This window comes from Streptomyces sp. MNU76, assembly GCF_020982545.1.
Lineage (GTDB): Bacteria > Actinomycetota > Actinomycetes > Streptomycetales > Streptomycetaceae > Streptomyces.
This window is the reverse complement of sequence record NZ_JAJKLK010000029.1, coordinates 16,607-32,770: the sequence shown is the minus strand read 5'-3', so window position 1 is coordinate 32,770 and position 16,164 is coordinate 16,607. Positions and strand designations below refer to the sequence as shown.

Genomic DNA, 16,164 nt, shown 5'->3' with positions numbered 1-16,164 from the left:
ATGCGGCTCGATGTGGCACACGGGAATCGATGCGGTTCGGTCGACACGGAATCGACACGGAATCGATGCGGAATCGACGCGTTCGATCTGGAGTTCGGGGACCGGGCGAACCGCTCCCCGTCCGTCGAGCCTGTCGCCGAGGCGGCTCCCGAGGCGGAAAGCTTGCGGAAGGTCACCACGAGGAGGGAGCGGCACATGCTGGAAGCCGATGTGGCCATCGTGGGCGCGGGGGCGGCCGGCCTGTCCCTGGCCCACCGTCTGTCACGACGCGCCCCCGGCGAACCCCGCCTGTCGGTGATCCTGCTGGACGCGCCTCCCGGCCCGCTGCGTCCCCCGAGCCGCACCTGGTGCTTCTGGGAGAAGGGGCCCGGCCCGTACGACGCGGCTCTCGGCGCCGTCTGGCGGCGGCTGCGGACGCGCACCCCCGAGGGCCGGGTCCTCCAGCACGACATCGCGCCCCTGGCCTACAAGATGCTCCGCTCCGACGACTTCGAGGAACTCGTCACCCGCGAACTGGCCCGCGGCGACGAGGTCCGCCGACTGGAAGCGGCCGTCGAGACGGTGGAGGGCATCCCCGGGGGAGCCGAGATCCGCGCCCGGTCCGGCCAGGGCACCCCTCTGACCGTCCGCGTCCGCTGGGTCTTCGACTCCCGGCCCCTCGGGAGCCTGCCCCCGCCCGCACCACCCTGTTGCAGCACTTCCGCGGCTGGTTCGTCCGCACCCCACGACCGGTGTTCGACAGCGAAACGGTGGAGTTCATGGACTTCCGGGTACCGCAGCCGCCGGGCGGGCTCGCCTTCGGCTATGTCCTGCCCACCGACAGCCGCCGAGCCCTGGTGGAGTACACCGAGTTCTCCCGAGCCGTCCTGCCCCACGACGCCTACGACACCGCGCTGCGTCGCTACAGCCAGGACGTGCTGGGGCTGCGCGGCTTCGAGGTCGTCGCGACGGAGAGCGGGGTCATCCCGATGACCGACGCCCGTTTCGACCGCCGGGCGGGCCCTTCGGTCTTCCGCATCGGTACGGCGGGAGGCGCCACGCGGCCCTCCACGGGCTACACCTTCTCCGCGATCCAGCGGCAGACCCGAGCGATCGCCGCCGCGCTCCGCGCGGGCCGGAACCCGGTGCCTCCGCCGGCCCACACGGCCCGTTCGCGCGCGATGGACGCGGTGCTGCTGAGGGCGTTGGACAGCGGCCGCGTCGACGGCGCCGCGTTCTTCACCCGGCTGTTCTCGCGGGTTCCGGCGGAACGGCTGCTGCGGTTCCTGGACGGGGAGACCCGCCTCCACGAGGATCTCGCCCTCGGCCTGCGCACCCCCGTGCTACCGATGCTCCGCTCCGCGGCGGAGTTGTCCTGGCTGCCCCATGTCCCCGCCGAACACCCCGCCTCCACCGAGCCGCCCTCCTCCACCGAGCCGCCCTCCCCCGCCGAGCAGCCCTTCTCCACCGAGCGGCGCTCCCCGGCAGAGCAGCCTTTCTCCGGCGGGCCGTTCCCCGACCGCGACCCCGGTCGCCCATGACCGGCACCGCGACCTTCCGCGCACCCGACCGAGGAGATCCCATGACCCTGCTCCGCGACGAGGACCTGGCCGCCGCGTTCGACCACGCCTCGCGCAGCTACGACACGCTGGTGTCCGCGAATCCCGGCTATCACGGCCAGTTGCGCCGCTCGGCGCGCCGCCTCGGACTCCCCACGCGGAGGGCCGGTCTGCGTGTCCTCGACCTCGGCTGCGGGACCGGCGCGTCCACCGCCGCGCTCGCCGCCGTCCTCCCCGAGGCCGAGATCACCGCCGTGGACGCCTCGGCGGGCATGCTGGAGCGCGCGGCCCGCAAGCAGTGGCGCGAGGGGGTGAGCTTCGTACACGCGCCCGCCGAACGGCTGGCCGAGGCCGGTGTGGAAGGGCCGTTCGACGCGGTGTTCGCCGCCTATCTCTTCCGGAACGTCACCGATCCCGACGCCGTCCTGTCGGCCGTGCGCGACGTCCTGGCTCCCGGGGGCCGCCTGGCGGTGCACGAGTACACACTCAGCGGCCGGCCCGTCGCCCGCGCCGTGTGGACGGGTGTGTGCCGCGGTCTGGTCCTGCCTGTCGCGACCGTCCTCGGCGACGGCGGCCTCTACCGCCATCTGTGGCGCAGCGTGGTGGAGTTCGACACCGCCGACGGCTTCGCCGCCCGGGTCCGCTCCCACGGCTTCGAAGCCGTGCGGGCCCTGCCGCTGCCCGGCTGGCAGACCGGCATCACGCACACGATCGTCGCCCGCCGGTCGGCCACGGCGAAGGACGGCCGATGAGGGCCCGGCGGGGGAACGACCCGCTGAGGCCCGGCAGGGACCGCCGGATCCGCAGGGTGAACCCGGTGCCCGGCGCCCCGCGCTGCATGGGCGACCGGCCTCCGACGACAGCGGTCGTCGGGGGCGGCATCGCCGGACTGGCGGCCGCGACGGCGCTCGCGGAACGCGGTGTGCGGGTCACCCTCCACGAACGGGAAGCGACCCTCGGCGGACGCCTGGCCGGCCGGCCGACCGTGCTGTCCGACGGGACCACCGTCACCATGAGCCGTGGCTTCCACGCGTTCTTCCGCCAGTACTACAACCTGCGCGGACTGCTGCGGCGGACCGACCCCGGCCTCACCCGTCTGCGAGGCCTGCCGGACTACCCTCTGCGACACGCCGACGGCATGTACGACAGTTTCCGCCGCGTCCCGCGCACCCCGCCGTGGAGCGCGCTGGGATTCGTCGCCCTGAGCCCCTCCTTCGGGCTCCGGGACCTGTTCCGTATGAACCCGGTCGCCGCGCTGCCCCTCCTGGACGTGCGGGTCCCCGAGGTCCACACCCGTCTCGACGACGTCAGCGCGCGCGACTTCCTCGACGCGATCCGCTTTCCCGAGGCCGCGCAGCACCTCGCGTTCGAGGTGTTCTCCCGCAGTTTCTTCGCCGATCCGCGCGAACTGTCCGCGGCCGAGATGGTCCTCATGTTCCACATCTACTTCCTCGGCTCGGCGGAAGGACTCCTGTTCGACGTCCCCGACGAGCCCTTCCCCGCCGCCCTGTGGGACCCCCTCGCCGCCTATCTGCGCGGCCACGGCGCAGACCTGCGCACCGGGACCCCGGTCGAGGCGGTCGAACCCATGCCCGACGGCGGCTTCCTCGTCGCCGCCGGTCAGGAGGAACGGCGTTATGACGCGGTGGTCCTGGCCCTGGACACGGGAGGCCTGTGTTCCCTGGTGCAAGGCTCCCCGCGGCTGGCGGACGCCGCCTGGCGCGAGCGGGTGGCGGCGCTACGGAGCGCGCCGCCCTTCCTGGTCTCCCGTCTGTGGCTGGACCGCCCCGTCGCCGCCGAGCGTCCCGGCTTCCTGGGCACCGCCGGCTACGGCACGCTCGACAACGTCAGCGTGCTCGAACGCTGGGAGGGCGAGGCCGCGCGCTGGGCCGCCCGCACCGGCGGTTCCGTCGTGGAGCTGCACGCCTACGCCCTGTCGGACCGCACGTCCCATGACGTCGAACAGAAGCGCCTGCTGGAGCAGTTGCACCGGGTGTACTCCGAGACGCGTGCGGCGACGGTGCTGGACGAACGGCACGAGTGGCGGGCCGACTGCCCCCTGTTCTCAGTCGGCGGGTACGGCGACCGGCCCACGGTGCGCACCAGCGACCCCGCTCTGGTGGTGGCCGGCGATCTGGTCCGCACCGGTCTCCCGGTCGCCCTCATGGAGCGGGCGGCCACCAGCGGATTCCTCGCCGCCAACGCGCTGCTGGAGCGATGGGGCGTCAGGGGTCAGACCCTGTGGACCGTCCCCGACGGCGGCCGCGGCCCGCTGCCGCGCCGTCTGGCCCGCCTCGGCGGTCCGATGACGTCGTAACCAGAGGGAGGTCACGGACAACAGCCCGGTGAAGACCACCAGAAGGAGCACGGACGCCCACATGGGACGGCTCCCGGGACGCGTCCACCCTTCCGCGAGCGCGGACAGCGCCCACAGGAGGGCGGCCGTCGCGTAGAAGGTGCGGATCCGGCGCAGTTGCCGCACGGCGGGCAGCGGCAGCAGGTGGTCTTCTCTCGGCGTCATGCCGCCCCGTGTACCCGTATCCCCACGGTCAACCGTCACATGTCGAGAAGGCGCGGCGGTCAGCGTGGCTGAGCCGGGCCCCCGGCAGGACGGATGCGACGCGAAGGCGTTCGCACCTGTCCGGCCGGGGACCGACGGAAGCCGGCGGAAGCGGCGACCCGCTCCTCAGAGGTCGCGTCGTACCAGATACCCCGACAGTGCCCGCAGTTCGTCCGCGGCCCCGCCCTCCGACGAGACGTCGGCCAGTGCGGCCTCCGCGGCGGCGATGTGGGCCCGTGCCTCGTCCAGGGCCGCCGTCCGGCCGCCCGCCGCCTCGACGAGCTCGGCCGCCTCACATGGGTCGCCCCCCGACCGCAGCACCTCGGCCAGCCGCCGCGCCGCGGAGGACGGGGAGTCGAGCGCGGCGAGGACGGGGAAGGTCTTCTTGCGTTGCCGGAGATCGCCGTGCACGGGTTTGCCGGTGACGTCGGGGTCGCCCCAGATGCCCAGCACGTCGTCGACGATCTGGAACGCCAGGCCGAGACGGCGGCCGACCCGGTCGAGCGCCGAGACGACGGGTGGCGGGCCACCGCCGAGCAGCGCGCCGAGCGCGGCCGCACTGCCGAGCAGCGCCCCGGTCTTGTGCTCGGCCATCGCCCGGTACTCCGCGGGCCGCACCCGTTCGGGCCCCGTCCAGGGGCGCGCGGCGAACAGCAGGTCCTCCGCCTGCCCGTGCACCAGGTCACCGAGCGCCACCGACAGTACGCGGGTCGCGGCGGCACCCGCCTCGGTGGCCGCGAGCGTCTCGACGGCCAGCGCGAACAGGGCGTCGCCCGCGAGGACCGCGGGCCCCGTGCCGTAGGCCTTCCACACGGCGGGGCGACGGCGGCGGGCCGCGTCCCCGTCCATGATGTCGTCGTGCAGCAGCGAGAAGGTGTGCACCAACTCCACCGCGACCGCAGCGGGCGCCCCGGTCCGTCCGGCGGCGCCCACCGCCTCGGCCCCGAGCACGGCCAGTGCCTGCCGCACCCCCTTGCCCCCGGGCGCGGTGACGGGAGCGCCGCCCACCTCGCACCAGCCGAAGGAGTAGGCGGCCATCTCGCCCACCCAGGGGTGCATCCGACCGACGGCCTCCACCAGCGCCGGGCGCACCAGCTCGCGGCAGCGTTCCAGCACGAGGGGGACGTCCGTCGGCACCCGCACCGCCGAGGAGACCGGGGTCACCGTGCGACCTCCGCCCGCACACCGCGATCGGCTGCCCGCGCGCGACGAGCCGCCCCGTCGCCGAGACCCGCCCGGTCGCCGAGACCCGCCTGCTCGCCGAGGCCCTCGCGACCCACCTGGCCGCGCGCGGTGCGCTCGGCCTGGCGGCCCGGACCGACTTCGGCCTGGTCCCGCAGGCCGAGTTCCTCCCGCGCCCGCGCCACCATCTGCCGCGCGTGCCGTAGCCCGATCCGATCCAACTCCCCTGCCAGATCGTCCAGTTCGGCAGCGGTCTCGACGCGGCTCCGGCCGAGCCGGGCGAGGGACTTGGCCAACCCCAGCCTGGTCAGCGCTTCCCCACGCGGCTCGCTCATCTCACGGAACTCCGCGAGCGCCAACTCGTACGTGTCCCGCGCCTCGGTGTAACGCCCCGCGCGGTAGAGGACGTTGCCACGCATCTTGTGGTTGTAGGCCAGCGCGCTGGAGAGCCGCATCTCGCGGCAGACGGCCTCCGCCTCCGACAGCAGGGCGAGCGCCCGCTCGACGTCCCCGTCCCGTGCCGAGACGATGTCGGCGAGCCCGCGCAGTGCCCAGGCATGCCCGCGTCGGTCGTCGGCGCCCTCGGCTATCGCGGCCGCCTCTTCGAACATCGCGTAGGCACTGTCGTAGGACCCCCGCTGGCGGTGGATCTGCGCGATGCCCTCCAGCGCCCACACCGTGTGCCGCGCCTCCCCCCGCCGACGGGCCTCGGCCAGCAGTTGTTCGTGCAACTGGGCGACGGCCTCGTAGTCGCCCTGGATCCTGCCCGTCTCGGCCAGTCCCGCGAGGGAGTAGCCGCGCACGACGACGTCCCCGCCCCGCTTGCCCATCTCGGCCGCCAGCCCGAGCAGCCGCCGGGCCAGGGCGAACGAGCCGCGTTGCCGGGCCAGCGTGCCGCCGCTCCACAAAGCCCACGCCATCGCTCCCTGGTCCCCCACCGCTCTGGCCGCACGGTAGCTCGCCTTCCACGCCCGGTCGGCCTCCCCGATCTGCCCCAGCCGGCGGTGCGCCTCGGCCACGGCGAGCCCGGAGCGTGCCGCCTCGCCGTGTTCCCCGGCGCGCTCGGCCTCTCTCAACTGCCGCGTGCCGGCGGCCAGTACCTCGGTGAGAGAGGAATTCACGGACAGGGTGGTCAGAGCGCCCTGGTATTCGGGCGCGAAGGCCTTGCCGTACATGGAACCCTTTCGGTGGATGCGCTCTATACACTCTGCGTATACATGCCGTGTATAGGGAGCGAAAATCGACGCCGCCCCAAGGAGTCGGGGCGGCGCCCGTCACCGATCAAGATGCCGTTCGCGCCGGGAGGGTTGCCCGTGAGGCGTAGATCACCCCACCCGGCGCCCGTGGGAGGCGACCGACCGTCAACCGCCGACGCACAGCCCTCAGTTGGGGTTGCCCGCGTGGGTGAGCGTCGCCCAGGCGTTGAAGTAGTTGTCCGTGCCCGACGGCCTGCGCGCCTCGGTGTACCTCTGGGTGTGGGACATCGCGATGCCGAGGCGATGGTGAAGGGCGTTGAAGGCGACCTCGGTGACGCGGCCGAGCCCCTTGGCGACCGAGCCGCCGCACAGCCAGGAGGGTACGGCGGTGCCGTTCTCGTAGGAGGTGTGGAAGCCGAGGGCGCGGCGCAGCCGTTCCTGGATCCTGGGGTAGAGGTCCTGGCCCTGGATCCGGCTGGTCTCGGCGATGTTCGCGATAGAGGCGATGCCCCAGCCGGTGTGCCCGAAGTCGCGGCAGGTCTCCTGGGCGAGGCCGTCGGTGAAGGTGCTCTGCCCCTGCCAGTACTTGATGATCTCGGCGCTGGTGTCGATGCTGCTGCCCGCGGGCGGCTCGGGCAGGTCACCGTCGCCGTTCAGGTAGACGTACGCCGGCACGCGGGCGAGGTAGGTGCGGACGGCCTTGTCGTAGGCGGCGCGGTCCTCGATGAACACGGAGATGCCCAGCGCCGCCTCGGTCATGACCAGTTCCCAGTTGCCGTTCTTGGTGGCCGCGCCGTTGATCACCTCGGGGAGGTACACGTCGCGCAGCATGGTCGCGAACCGGCCCGCGCCGGGCCAGCCGCCGTCGTAGGTGTACTTGATGATCTCGGCGGCGCGCGGCCAGGTGGAACCCGCCCAGCCCGTCTGCAGCGGGGCGTTGCTGTTGGTGTGGTCCCTGATCGTCGCGGACCAGGCGTCCATGATCTCGATCGACTTCTTGGCGTGCCGGCTGTCCCGGGTGAAGTACCAGGCGAGCGCCTGCGTGTAGGCCGCGATGGCGTCCTGGCGCTCGTCGGTGCAGCCGTTGTTGGGGTTGGACGACGAACCGCACTCAACGACGGGCCGCGGTTTCGCGGCACGCGACAACGAGGCGTAGGAGCTGGCCATCATGGCGTCGTAGGCGGCCTTCCACGGCCGCTGACCCGCCTGCACCTTCGACCGGGCATGGTCGAGCTGGCCCCGGCTCACCAGCACACCGGGATGGGTGAAGGCGGCCGGCGCGGCCGACGCGCGTGGAGCCGGGCCGGTGAACTGAACGCTCAACAGCCCGGCCAGCAGGGCGAGTACACCGAGCAGGGCGGTTCTGGTCCGTGGCATCCGATGACCTCTTCCGTTCAGACGTTTCCGTTCAGGAATGAGAACGCAGTTCCGAATACAGAAGCTTGGTCCGGACCATAGAAACCAATCGTGCACATGTCAACACGCACGCCCTCCGCGCCCCCCGCGCAGCGCACGTCGGCTAGGCGGCCGACGCGCCGCTTCGTTCCGCCCGGCGGCGGCGTGCGGACAGGCGTGAGCCGGACTCGCGGCGGGCCGCGCGGCGCAGCAGAGGTACCGCGAGAAGGAACCCGAACACCGCCCAGGCGGTCAGCACCAGGGCGACCAGGGGGAGTTCCCAGGAGCCGGCCACCTCCGCGGTCCGGGCCGAGTCGGGGAGCAGCGCCGAACGCAGGCCCTGCGCCATCCACTTGAGCGGAAAGACCGCGGCCACCTGCTGGACCGCAACGGGCAGCATGGTGATCGGGAAGACCACTCCGGAGGTGAGCAGGAGCCCCATCGTCGGCAGCATGATCAGCGCCAGTGCCTCACGGGGGTTGGGCAGCACGGCACCGATGGCCGCGCCCAGCGGTACGACGGCGAGCAGCCCGAGCGTGGTGACCCACAGCAGCGTCAGCCAGTCACCCGGCCCCCTCGGCAGCGGCCCGTCCACCAGCAGCGCCCCGGCCGCCAGGAGCAGGGCCAGGGTCCCGACGGCCACGACGACCACCAACAGGCATTTGGCGACGAGGTAGGCCGGTATCCCGCCGGGCGTGGCCCGCAGCCGCAGCAGGGCGCCCTCCTCCCGCTCGGTCACGAGTGTCTGCGGGAGGTTGATCAGTCCGACCTGGAACAGCAGGTAGGCGGCGAAGCCCGCCAGCACCAGATGGGTCATCGGGATCCGGGTGCCGGGCACGTCGTCGCCGAGGAAGGCGGCGACGAGCAGCGCGACGACGACGTTCGTCAAGTGGCCGAACAACTCCTTGCCGTTGCGTAGGAAGTGCCGCAGTTCGATGCCGCCGCGTCGGACCCCGGCGCGCAAGCTGCTCGTCATGGGTGTCGTCCTCATGCGACCCTCGCCTCTCCGTCCGCGCCCGCGTCCTCGTTCCCGTCCTCGTTCTCGTTCTCGTCCCCGTGCGTGCCGTCGGCCTCCTGGCGCACCATGTGCAGATAGGTGTCCTCCAGCGTCGGGCGGCGGACCTCCAGGTCGGTGATCGGGCCGTTCGCGTGCCGATGGAGTTCCCAGACCAGACGTGAGGGGTCCGCGGTGCGTTCGCGGCGGGAGGTCCCGTCGTCGGCCGTCCAGCGGACCTCCGCCCGGGCGGCGGCGCGCCGGGCCAGTTCGGCGGGCGTGCCGCAGGCCCGGATCCGGCCGCCGACCAGCATGGCGAGCCGGTCGGCGAGCCGCTCGGCCTCCACGAGGTCGTGGGTGGTGAGCAGGACGGTGACACCCTCGGCGCGGGCCAGCCGTTCCACCAGAAGGTGGAACTCGTGCCGGGCCTCCGGGTCGAAGCCGGCCGTCGGCTCGTCCAGGAAGAGAAGTTCGGGGCGGCCGACGATGCCGAGCGCGACGTCCAGCCGCCGACGCTGGCCGCCGGACAGCCGGTCCACCTGTCGCCCGGCCTGCTCGGTGAGACCGACCAGAGCCAGCACTTCGGCCGGGTCGCGCGGGTCGGGGTAGTACTCGGCGAAGTGCCCCAGCAACTCGGCGACCCGCCAGCGGCCATGGTCGCGCCAGGACTGCAGGACCAGTCCGATCCGGCCGCGCCACGTGTCGTCGCCCCGCTCCGGGTCCGTGCCGAGGACGCTCACCTCGCCGCCGGAACGCCGCCTGAAACCCTCCAGGATCTCGACGGTGGTGGTCTTCCCCGCGCCGTTGGGTCCGAGCAGCGCGAAGACCTCGCCGCGGTGGATGTCCAGGTCGACGCCGTGAAGGACGTCCGTGTCGCCGTACGTCATCGTCATGTCGCGCGCGTGGACGACCGGCCGGGCGGCTGTGTGTTCCTGCGTCATCGGCCCGCCCCCGAGTGGCGTCGCTGTCCTGACGGCGCTTCGGAAGTCACCGGGGCACCCGCACCCTCGACGATGGCCCGGAGCGCCGCGACGTGCCCCTCGAAGGCGGTGCGGCCCCGGTCGGTCAGCCGGACCCGGGTGCGCCGCTTGCGGCCGCCGCCCTCCTTCTGGAGCTCCAGATAGCCGGCCTCCTCCAGGGTGTGCAGCTGTTTGGAGAGCGCGGAGTCGCTGAGCGAGAGGCTGTCGCGGACGAACGCGAAGTCCGCCCACTCGGTGGCGGCGAGCAGCGCGACCACCGACAGCCGGGTGGCGGGGTGGATCAACTCGTCGAAGCCGGCGGGGGTGCTCATCGGCCCGCCTCCTCGTCGGCAGCCGGTTCGCCGCCGCGCCGCACCGAGTCGGCCGCCCAGCGGTTGGCGGGACCGAGGGAGAGCAGGTACACGGTCACCGCCGCCGTGGCCTGGAGGGGGCCGGCGTAGATCGGCTCCAGCCACTCGGTCAGGTGGTCCGCCAGCACGATCGTCCCGCCGACCAGCACGGCCGCCGCACCGAACGCGGCCCACATACGCCCGGGGCAGCGCGTGTGGTGCAGTCGCATCCGGCTCCTGCGGCTGATCATCACGACCAGCAGGCCCAACAGGCCGGCATAGGCGGCCATGAACACTCCGACGCCCCACTGGGGCAGGTCCATGCCCACGCCGGCGAGGAACACCCACATGAGCGCGGCCGTGCCGTAGGTCATGCGGCGCCCGCCGGACACGGTGTGCTCGAACTCGTCGTACACCCGCTCCTGCGGCACTCGGATGCGTTGCAGATCCCTCCACGCCTGTTCGGCGTCCACCGGCATGCCCACGTCGCTCGCCCCTCCCTCGCCAACTCGACTTTCCTGGAAGGAAAGCTACCTCCCGACTTTCCCAGCGGGCAAGTCGGGAGCGCGTCACGTTCGGCATGTTCGGCTCGGTACCCGCGCTACTTCACGGATCCCGCCATCACCCCCTGGACGAAGTGCCGTTGGAAGGCGAAGAACACGGCGACCGGCACGATCAGGGACAGGAAGGCCCCCGGCGCCAGTACGTCGATGTTGCTGCCGAACTGCCGTATCTGCGACTGGAGTTCCACAGTCAGCGGCTGCGCCGAGCTGTCGGCGAACAGGAGGGCCACCAGCATGTCGTTCCACACCCACAGGAACTGGAAGATGGCGAGACTGGCTAGAGCCGGCCGTCCCACGGGCAGGACGAGACGGGTGAAGATGCGCCACTCACCGCCGCCGTCCATGCGGGCCGCCTCCAGCATCTCCTTCGGCATCTCGGCGAAGTAGTTCCGCAGCAGGAAGATCGCGAACGGCAGACCGTAGGAGACGTGGAAGAGGACGACTCCCGGGATGGTCCCGAACAGCCCGAGCTGGCCGAAGAGTTTGGCCACCGGCAGCAGGCCGATCTGCACCGGAACCACCAACAGGGCGACCACCAGCAGGAAGAGCGGGTCGCGGCCGGGGAAGTCCAGCCAGGCGAAGGCGTATCCGGCGAGGGCCGCGATGACGACGACGAGGACGGTCGTGGGCACCGAGATCAGGACCGTGTTCCAGAACGCCTGGGTGATGCCGGCGTTGCCCAGCAGCGCGGAGTAGTTGTCGAAGGACAGCTGACCGGGGCTGGTGAGCGCCGTCCACCAGCCACCCCTGGCCGTGTCCTCGGTGGATCTCAGGGAGGACAGCAGCAGTCCGGCGAGCGGGGTGAGCCAGATGAGGCCGACGACCACGAGGAAGGCCTGGACGAGACTGTTGCCGAGCGCCCGCCTGAGCGCGGTGGCGTTCATCGCTGACTCCCTTTGAAGCGGCGGACGTTGAAGACCATGGCGGGGACGACGAGCAGCAGGAGCAGGACGCCGAGCGCGCTGCCGAGCCCCTGGTCGTTGCCGCCGCCGAAGGACACCAGCCACATCTGGGTGGCGAGCACGGTGGCGTCCTCCTGCACCGGTCCCGGCGCGATGATGTAGACGAGGTCGAAGACCTTCATCACGTTGATGACGAGGGTCACGAAGACCACGGTCAGCACGGGGGCCAGCAGCGGCACGGTGATCCGGCGGAACACCTGCCACTCGTTGGCGCCGTCCATCCGTGCCGCCTCCAGCGTGTCCCGGGGCAGGGTCGACAGGCCCGCGCCGATGAGCACCATCGCGAAGCCGGTCCAGATCCACAGGTAGGCGCCGATGACGGCCGGGGTGACGAGGGTCGGACCGAGCCAGGAGATGCCCTCGTAGGGCGGGGCGAAGTTCGAGCCGGGGAGCGTGACGGTGTAGGCGCCCGCCTCCAGGCCGGGGAAGCGGAAGGAGCCGTCGGCCGCCGTGGTCGTGCTCGCGACCGTCCTCCCCTCCCGCACCGCCTCGACCGTCATCGCCGGCAGTCCGCTCTCCCGGCGGTCCACCGCGCCCTGCTTCCCGCCCCCGCCGGGGGTGAAGTCCAGGTAGACGACGCCGCGCAGTTCGCCGCGGTCAGCCGCGCGTGCCGCCGCGGCGTGGGCGGGTTCGGCGCCGTCGAGGTCCTTCGGCGCGACGCCGACCAGTCCGAGGGCGACCGTGTCGCCGGGCGACACGGTCGCGGTCGTGCGGTACGAGCCGTCGGCGCCCTCCGTGAGGCCCTGGCCGTCACGGGCGCGGGCCGTGGGGTACGAGGAGGTGCCCCGGAAGACGTCGTGGACGCCGACGACCGCCGCGTTGAGGACGCCCTTGTCGGGGTCCTCGTCGTAGGCCAGCCGGAAGATGATGCCGGCGGCCAGGAAGGAGACGGCCATCGGCATGAAGAGCAGCAGCTTGAACGCCGTGGCCCAGCGGACCTTCTCCACCAGTACGGCGAGGATCAGCCCCAGCCCGGTGAGCAGGGCGGGCGCCACCACGACCCAGACGGTGGTGTTCCGCACGGCCTTGAGGGTGGCCGGGTCGCGGAACATCTCGGTGTAGTTGTCGCCACCCACGAACCGGGTGCCGGAGGCGTCGAAGAAGCTGCGGCCGACCGAGAACAGCACCGGGTAGAGGACGAGGGCGCCGAGCAGGACCAGCGCGGGGAGGACGAAGAGCAGGGCGACGGTCCGGCCCCGCCGCCGGGCGCGCCGCTGGGGTGCGGCGCTTCCGGCGGCGGGCGCGGGCGCCACCTTCGTGAGTGTGGCGGTCATCCCGGTCAGCCCTTGTATGCCTTGGCCGCGGCGTTCTCCAGCTGGGCCGCGGTCGCCCGCGGGTCGGACGGGTCGCGCAGGAAGTCCTGGAGGATCTTCCACTCCCCCGCGCCCTTCGTGCCGCCGAACGCGGCCGGTGCCTGGTCGGACATGTCGAAGCGCACCGAATCCCCGGCCGCGATCAGGGACTCGGCGGTCGTCCGGGTGACGTCGTCGCCGTAGGAGGAGAGGTCGAGTCCCTTGTTCGGGGACAGGAAGCCGCCCGCCTCCGCCCACACGGCGGCGGCCTCGGGGGTCGCCAGGTACTCCAGGAGGGCCATGCCGGCCTCGGTGTTCTTGCCGTCCTTCAGGACGACGGCCGCGTCACCGCCGCTGACCACGGGTGCCTTACCGCCGCCGACCGGTGGGAAGGGGAAGAAGTTCGCGTCCTCGCCGATCTTCCGGCCGAACTGGTCCTTGGCGATTCCGGCGACGAAGTCGCCCTCGTAGACCATGCCGGCCTCGGGCTCGGGGCCGAACACCTTCTCGACGGAGCCGGGGAAGTCGGTGTTGAGGGCGCCCTTCTGTCCACCGGCGAGGAGCTGCTTGTCCTCGAAGAGGTCGCCGAGGGTGGTGAGTGCGTCGACCACGCTCCGGTCGGTCCACTTCAGCTCGTGCGCGGCGAGGGCGTCGTACTTCTCGGGGCCGGCCTGGGAGAGGTAGACGTTCTCGAACCAGTCGGTGAGCGTCCAGCCGTCCTGTCCGGCGACGGAGAACGCGGCGAGGCCCGAGTCGGAGACGGTCCGCCCCGCCTTCTGCATCTCCTCGTACGACTTCGGCGGCTGGACGCCCGCCTGGTCGAGGGCGTCGGGGCTGTACCAGACGGTCGACTTGTGGGCCGCCTTGAAGTACAGGCCGTACAGGGTGCCGTCGACGCTGCCGTAGTCCTTCCAGACCTCGGCGTAGTCGGCGTCGACGGACTTGGCGGCGGTGGCGGACAGCGGCTTGAGCCAGCCCGCCTCGGCGAACTGCCGGAGCACGCCGACCTGCGGGACCATCACCACGTCGGGGGCGTTGCCGCCCTCGATCTTGCTGCCGACGACGGTGGAGACGTTGTCGCCGGTGGACACGAACTGCGTCCTGGCGCCGGTCTTCGCGGTGAAGGCGTCCAGGACCTTCTGGAAGTTCTTCTGCTCGGCGCCGGACCAGACGCCGGCCACGGAGACGGTCCGGCCGCTCAGCGGCTTGTCACCGCCGCCCGCCGAGACGGGGTCGCCGCCACCGCAGGCGGTCGCGCCGAGCGCCAGCGTGAGGACGAGGGCGGTACAGCTCGCGGGCAGGGTGGTACGTGGTCGCATCATCGTCGATGTCCCTTCGGAAGGTGATGGAGCGGAAGGTGATGGAGCGGACGGCCAGGACGACGGGTCGGTCCGGTGGGGAGGCCGGGGTGCGGGGTTCAGGAATCGGTGTCGTCGCCGATCCACCAGGCGGCCGTGGCGCCGGGGAGGACCCCGGCCGGGCAGGGGCCGCTGGACAGCAGAGGGGTGCCGGAGACGGGCGCCGGCGCGGGCGCCGTACCGAAGTTGACGGCGCAGACCAGGCCGTCGCCGCGGACGAAGCCGAGGACTCCGGGCGGGGTGTCCAGCCAGCGCAGCGTGCCCTCGCCCAACTGGGGCAGGGCGGCGCGCAATTGCAGTCCGTCGCGGTACAGGTGCCAGAAGGAGCGGGTGTCGGCGAGGGCCCGGTCGGTGGCGTACTCGGCGAAGTACTCGGGCTGCGGCAGCCAGGGCTTGGCGCCCTCCACCCCGGAGGTGAAGCCGAAGGGCGAGGCCTGCCCGGACCACGGCAGCGGGACCCGGCAGCCGTCGCGGATGCGGGCGCGGCTTCCGGTGCGGCGGAAGATCGGGTCGGTGAGCACGTCGTCGGGCAGGTCGACCACCTCGGGCAGGCCCAGCTCCTCGCCCTGGTAGATGTACGCCGCGCCGGGCAGCGCCAGCATCAGCAGGGCCGCCGCGCGGGCGCGGGCGGCGCCGAGACCGCTGCCCTCGGTGGCCGGTTCGCCGTAGCGGGTGACGGTACGGACCTGGTCGTGGTTGTTCAGGACCCAGGTGACGGTCGAGCCGGTGCCGGCGATGTCCTGCATGGCCTCGGTGATGACCTTGCGGAAGGCGTCTGCGTCCCAGGAGGCGCTCAGCAGGTCGAAGAAGAAGGCCTGGTGCAGTTCGTCGGGGCGGACGTAGCGGGCGTGTTCGCGGGCCGTCGGTACGGAGACCTCGCCGACCAGGAGCCGCTCACGGCCGTCGCGTGCGGTGTATTCCTCGCACACCGCGCGCCAGTGTCGCCACACGTCGTGGACCTCGGGCTGGTTCCAGGCGAGCGGGTTGACCGAGTCACGGGTGCGGGCGTCGGCCTCGGGGTCCGGCGAGTCGGGCAGCTCGGGGTGCTTGAACAGCCCCGCGGCGACGTCGATGCGGAAGCCGTCGACGCCCCGGTCGAGCCAGAAGCGCAGGACGCCGTCGAAGTACGCGCCGACCTCGGCGTCGCGCCAGTTCCAGTCGGGCTGCTCGGGCGTGAACATGTGCAGGTACCACTGGCCGGCGCCGCCGTCGGCCTCCGTGACGCGGGACCAGGCGGGTCCGCCGAACATGGCGTGCCAGTTGTTGGGCGGCTCTGCCCCGTCCGGTCCCCGCCCGTCGGCGAAGTGGAAGCGGGCCCGGGCCGGGCTGCCGGGCGGCGCGGCGAGCGCCTCGCGGAACCAGGGATGCTCGCTGGAGCAGTGGTTGGGCACGATGTCGAGCAGGATCCTGATGCCCAGCCGCCGGGCGTCCGCCACGAGCAGGTCGAACTCGGCGAGGTCGCCGAAGAGCGGGTCGACATCGCGGTAGTCGGCGACGTCGTAGCCGTGGTCGTGCTGCGGCGACGGGTAGAAGGGGCTCAGCCAGATCCCGTCCACGCCCAGCTTCCGCAGGTACGGCAGTCCGGCCCGGACGCCGGCGAGATCGCCGACGCCGTCGCCCGTGCTGTCCAGGAAGCTGCGGACGTACACCTGGTAGATCACTGCGTCGCGCCACCAGCGACGTGTGTCGATGTGCTTGGAGCTCACCCGTTGACCTGTCTGTGCGACCTGACGGTTATGCATGCATGTTAGGTAGGCGTGTCACACAGGTGTCAACGAGTTGACAGAAGCTACCGAGGAGTTGGGGATTTAAATG

13 protein-coding genes and 1 pseudogene are annotated in these 16,164 nt (G+C 72.2%); 3 read left to right on the top strand and 11 right to left on the bottom strand.

Going from position 1 to position 16,164, the window contains the following annotated elements:
- The 3 genes and pseudogenes from E4N62_RS42405 (at position 1) to E4N62_RS42395 (ending at position 3,855) form a co-directional block, all read left to right on the top strand.
- Positions 1-1,520: pseudogene (locus E4N62_RS42405) on the top strand (lycopene cyclase family protein).
- A 41-nt stretch (positions 1,521-1,561) separates the two neighbouring features.
- The gene (locus E4N62_RS42400; protein WP_230223452.1) at positions 1,562-2,290 is read left to right on the top strand and encodes a class I SAM-dependent methyltransferase; all 729 of its coding nucleotides are present in this window, start codon (positions 1,562-1,564) and stop codon (positions 2,288-2,290) included.
- Positions 2,287-3,855 (top strand): FAD-dependent oxidoreductase, encoded by a 1,569-nt coding sequence (locus E4N62_RS42395; RefSeq protein ID WP_230223450.1) that lies wholly within the window; start codon positions 2,287-2,289, stop codon positions 3,853-3,855. Before E4N62_RS42400 ends, E4N62_RS42395 begins: the two co-directional genes overlap by 4 nt.
- Positions 3,856-4,224: 369 nt before the next feature.
- Here the strand turns inward: E4N62_RS42395 and E4N62_RS42390 are convergent, their stop codons facing one another.
- The 11 genes from E4N62_RS42390 to E4N62_RS42340 form a co-directional block, all read right to left on the bottom strand.
- Positions 4,225-5,262, bottom strand: a complete 1,038-nt coding sequence (locus E4N62_RS42390) for a polyprenyl synthetase family protein (RefSeq protein WP_230223448.1) — start codon at positions 5,260-5,262, stop codon at positions 4,225-4,227.
- Positions 5,259-6,455 carry a tetratricopeptide repeat protein gene (locus E4N62_RS42385; protein ID WP_230223446.1) on the bottom strand — a complete coding sequence of 399 codons (1,197 nt, stop codon included), beginning with the start codon at positions 6,453-6,455 and terminating at the stop codon, positions 5,259-5,261. The genes E4N62_RS42390 and E4N62_RS42385 overlap by 4 nt, the downstream gene beginning before the upstream one ends.
- Positions 6,456-6,662: 207 nt before the next feature.
- Positions 6,663-7,853 carry an alginate lyase family protein gene (locus E4N62_RS42380; protein ID WP_230223444.1) on the bottom strand — a complete coding sequence of 397 codons (1,191 nt, stop codon included), beginning with the start codon at positions 7,851-7,853 and terminating at the stop codon, positions 6,663-6,665.
- A gap of 142 nt (positions 7,854-7,995) precedes the next feature.
- On the bottom strand, positions 7,996-8,847 hold the full coding sequence (locus E4N62_RS42375) for an ABC transporter permease (protein ID WP_230223441.1): 852 nt from the start codon (positions 8,845-8,847) through the stop codon (positions 7,996-7,998).
- Positions 8,848-8,858: 11 nt separating this feature from the next.
- Positions 8,859-9,806, bottom strand: a complete 948-nt coding sequence (locus E4N62_RS42370) for an ABC transporter ATP-binding protein (RefSeq protein WP_230223439.1) — start codon at positions 9,804-9,806, stop codon at positions 8,859-8,861.
- On the bottom strand, positions 9,803-10,156 hold the full coding sequence (locus E4N62_RS42365) for a transcriptional regulator (protein WP_230223437.1): 354 nt from the start codon (positions 10,154-10,156) through the stop codon (positions 9,803-9,805). Before E4N62_RS42365 ends, E4N62_RS42370 begins: the two co-directional genes overlap by 4 nt.
- Positions 10,153-10,653, bottom strand: a complete 501-nt coding sequence (locus E4N62_RS42360) for a hypothetical protein (protein ID WP_230223759.1) — start codon at positions 10,651-10,653, stop codon at positions 10,153-10,155. The genes E4N62_RS42365 and E4N62_RS42360 overlap by 4 nt, the downstream gene beginning before the upstream one ends.
- 122 nt (positions 10,654-10,775) lie before the next feature.
- The gene (locus E4N62_RS42355; RefSeq protein ID WP_230223435.1) at positions 10,776-11,621 is read right to left on the bottom strand and encodes a carbohydrate ABC transporter permease; all 846 of its coding nucleotides are present in this window, start codon (positions 11,619-11,621) and stop codon (positions 10,776-10,778) included.
- A complete protein-coding gene (locus E4N62_RS42350) occupies positions 11,618-12,973 on the bottom strand; it encodes an ABC transporter permease subunit (protein ID WP_230223433.1) in 1,356 nt (451 codons plus the stop codon). Before E4N62_RS42350 ends, E4N62_RS42355 begins: the two co-directional genes overlap by 4 nt.
- 5 nt (positions 12,974-12,978) lie before the next feature.
- Positions 12,979-14,313, bottom strand: a complete 1,335-nt coding sequence (locus E4N62_RS42345) for an ABC transporter substrate-binding protein (protein WP_230223432.1) — start codon at positions 14,311-14,313, stop codon at positions 12,979-12,981.
- Between the two features lie 95 nt (positions 14,314-14,408).
- Positions 14,409-16,055: a glycoside hydrolase family 13 protein gene (locus E4N62_RS42340; protein WP_374117221.1), complete on the bottom strand. Its 1,647-nt coding sequence runs from the start codon at positions 16,053-16,055 to the stop codon at positions 14,409-14,411.
- Positions 16,056-16,164 lie beyond the last annotated feature (109 nt).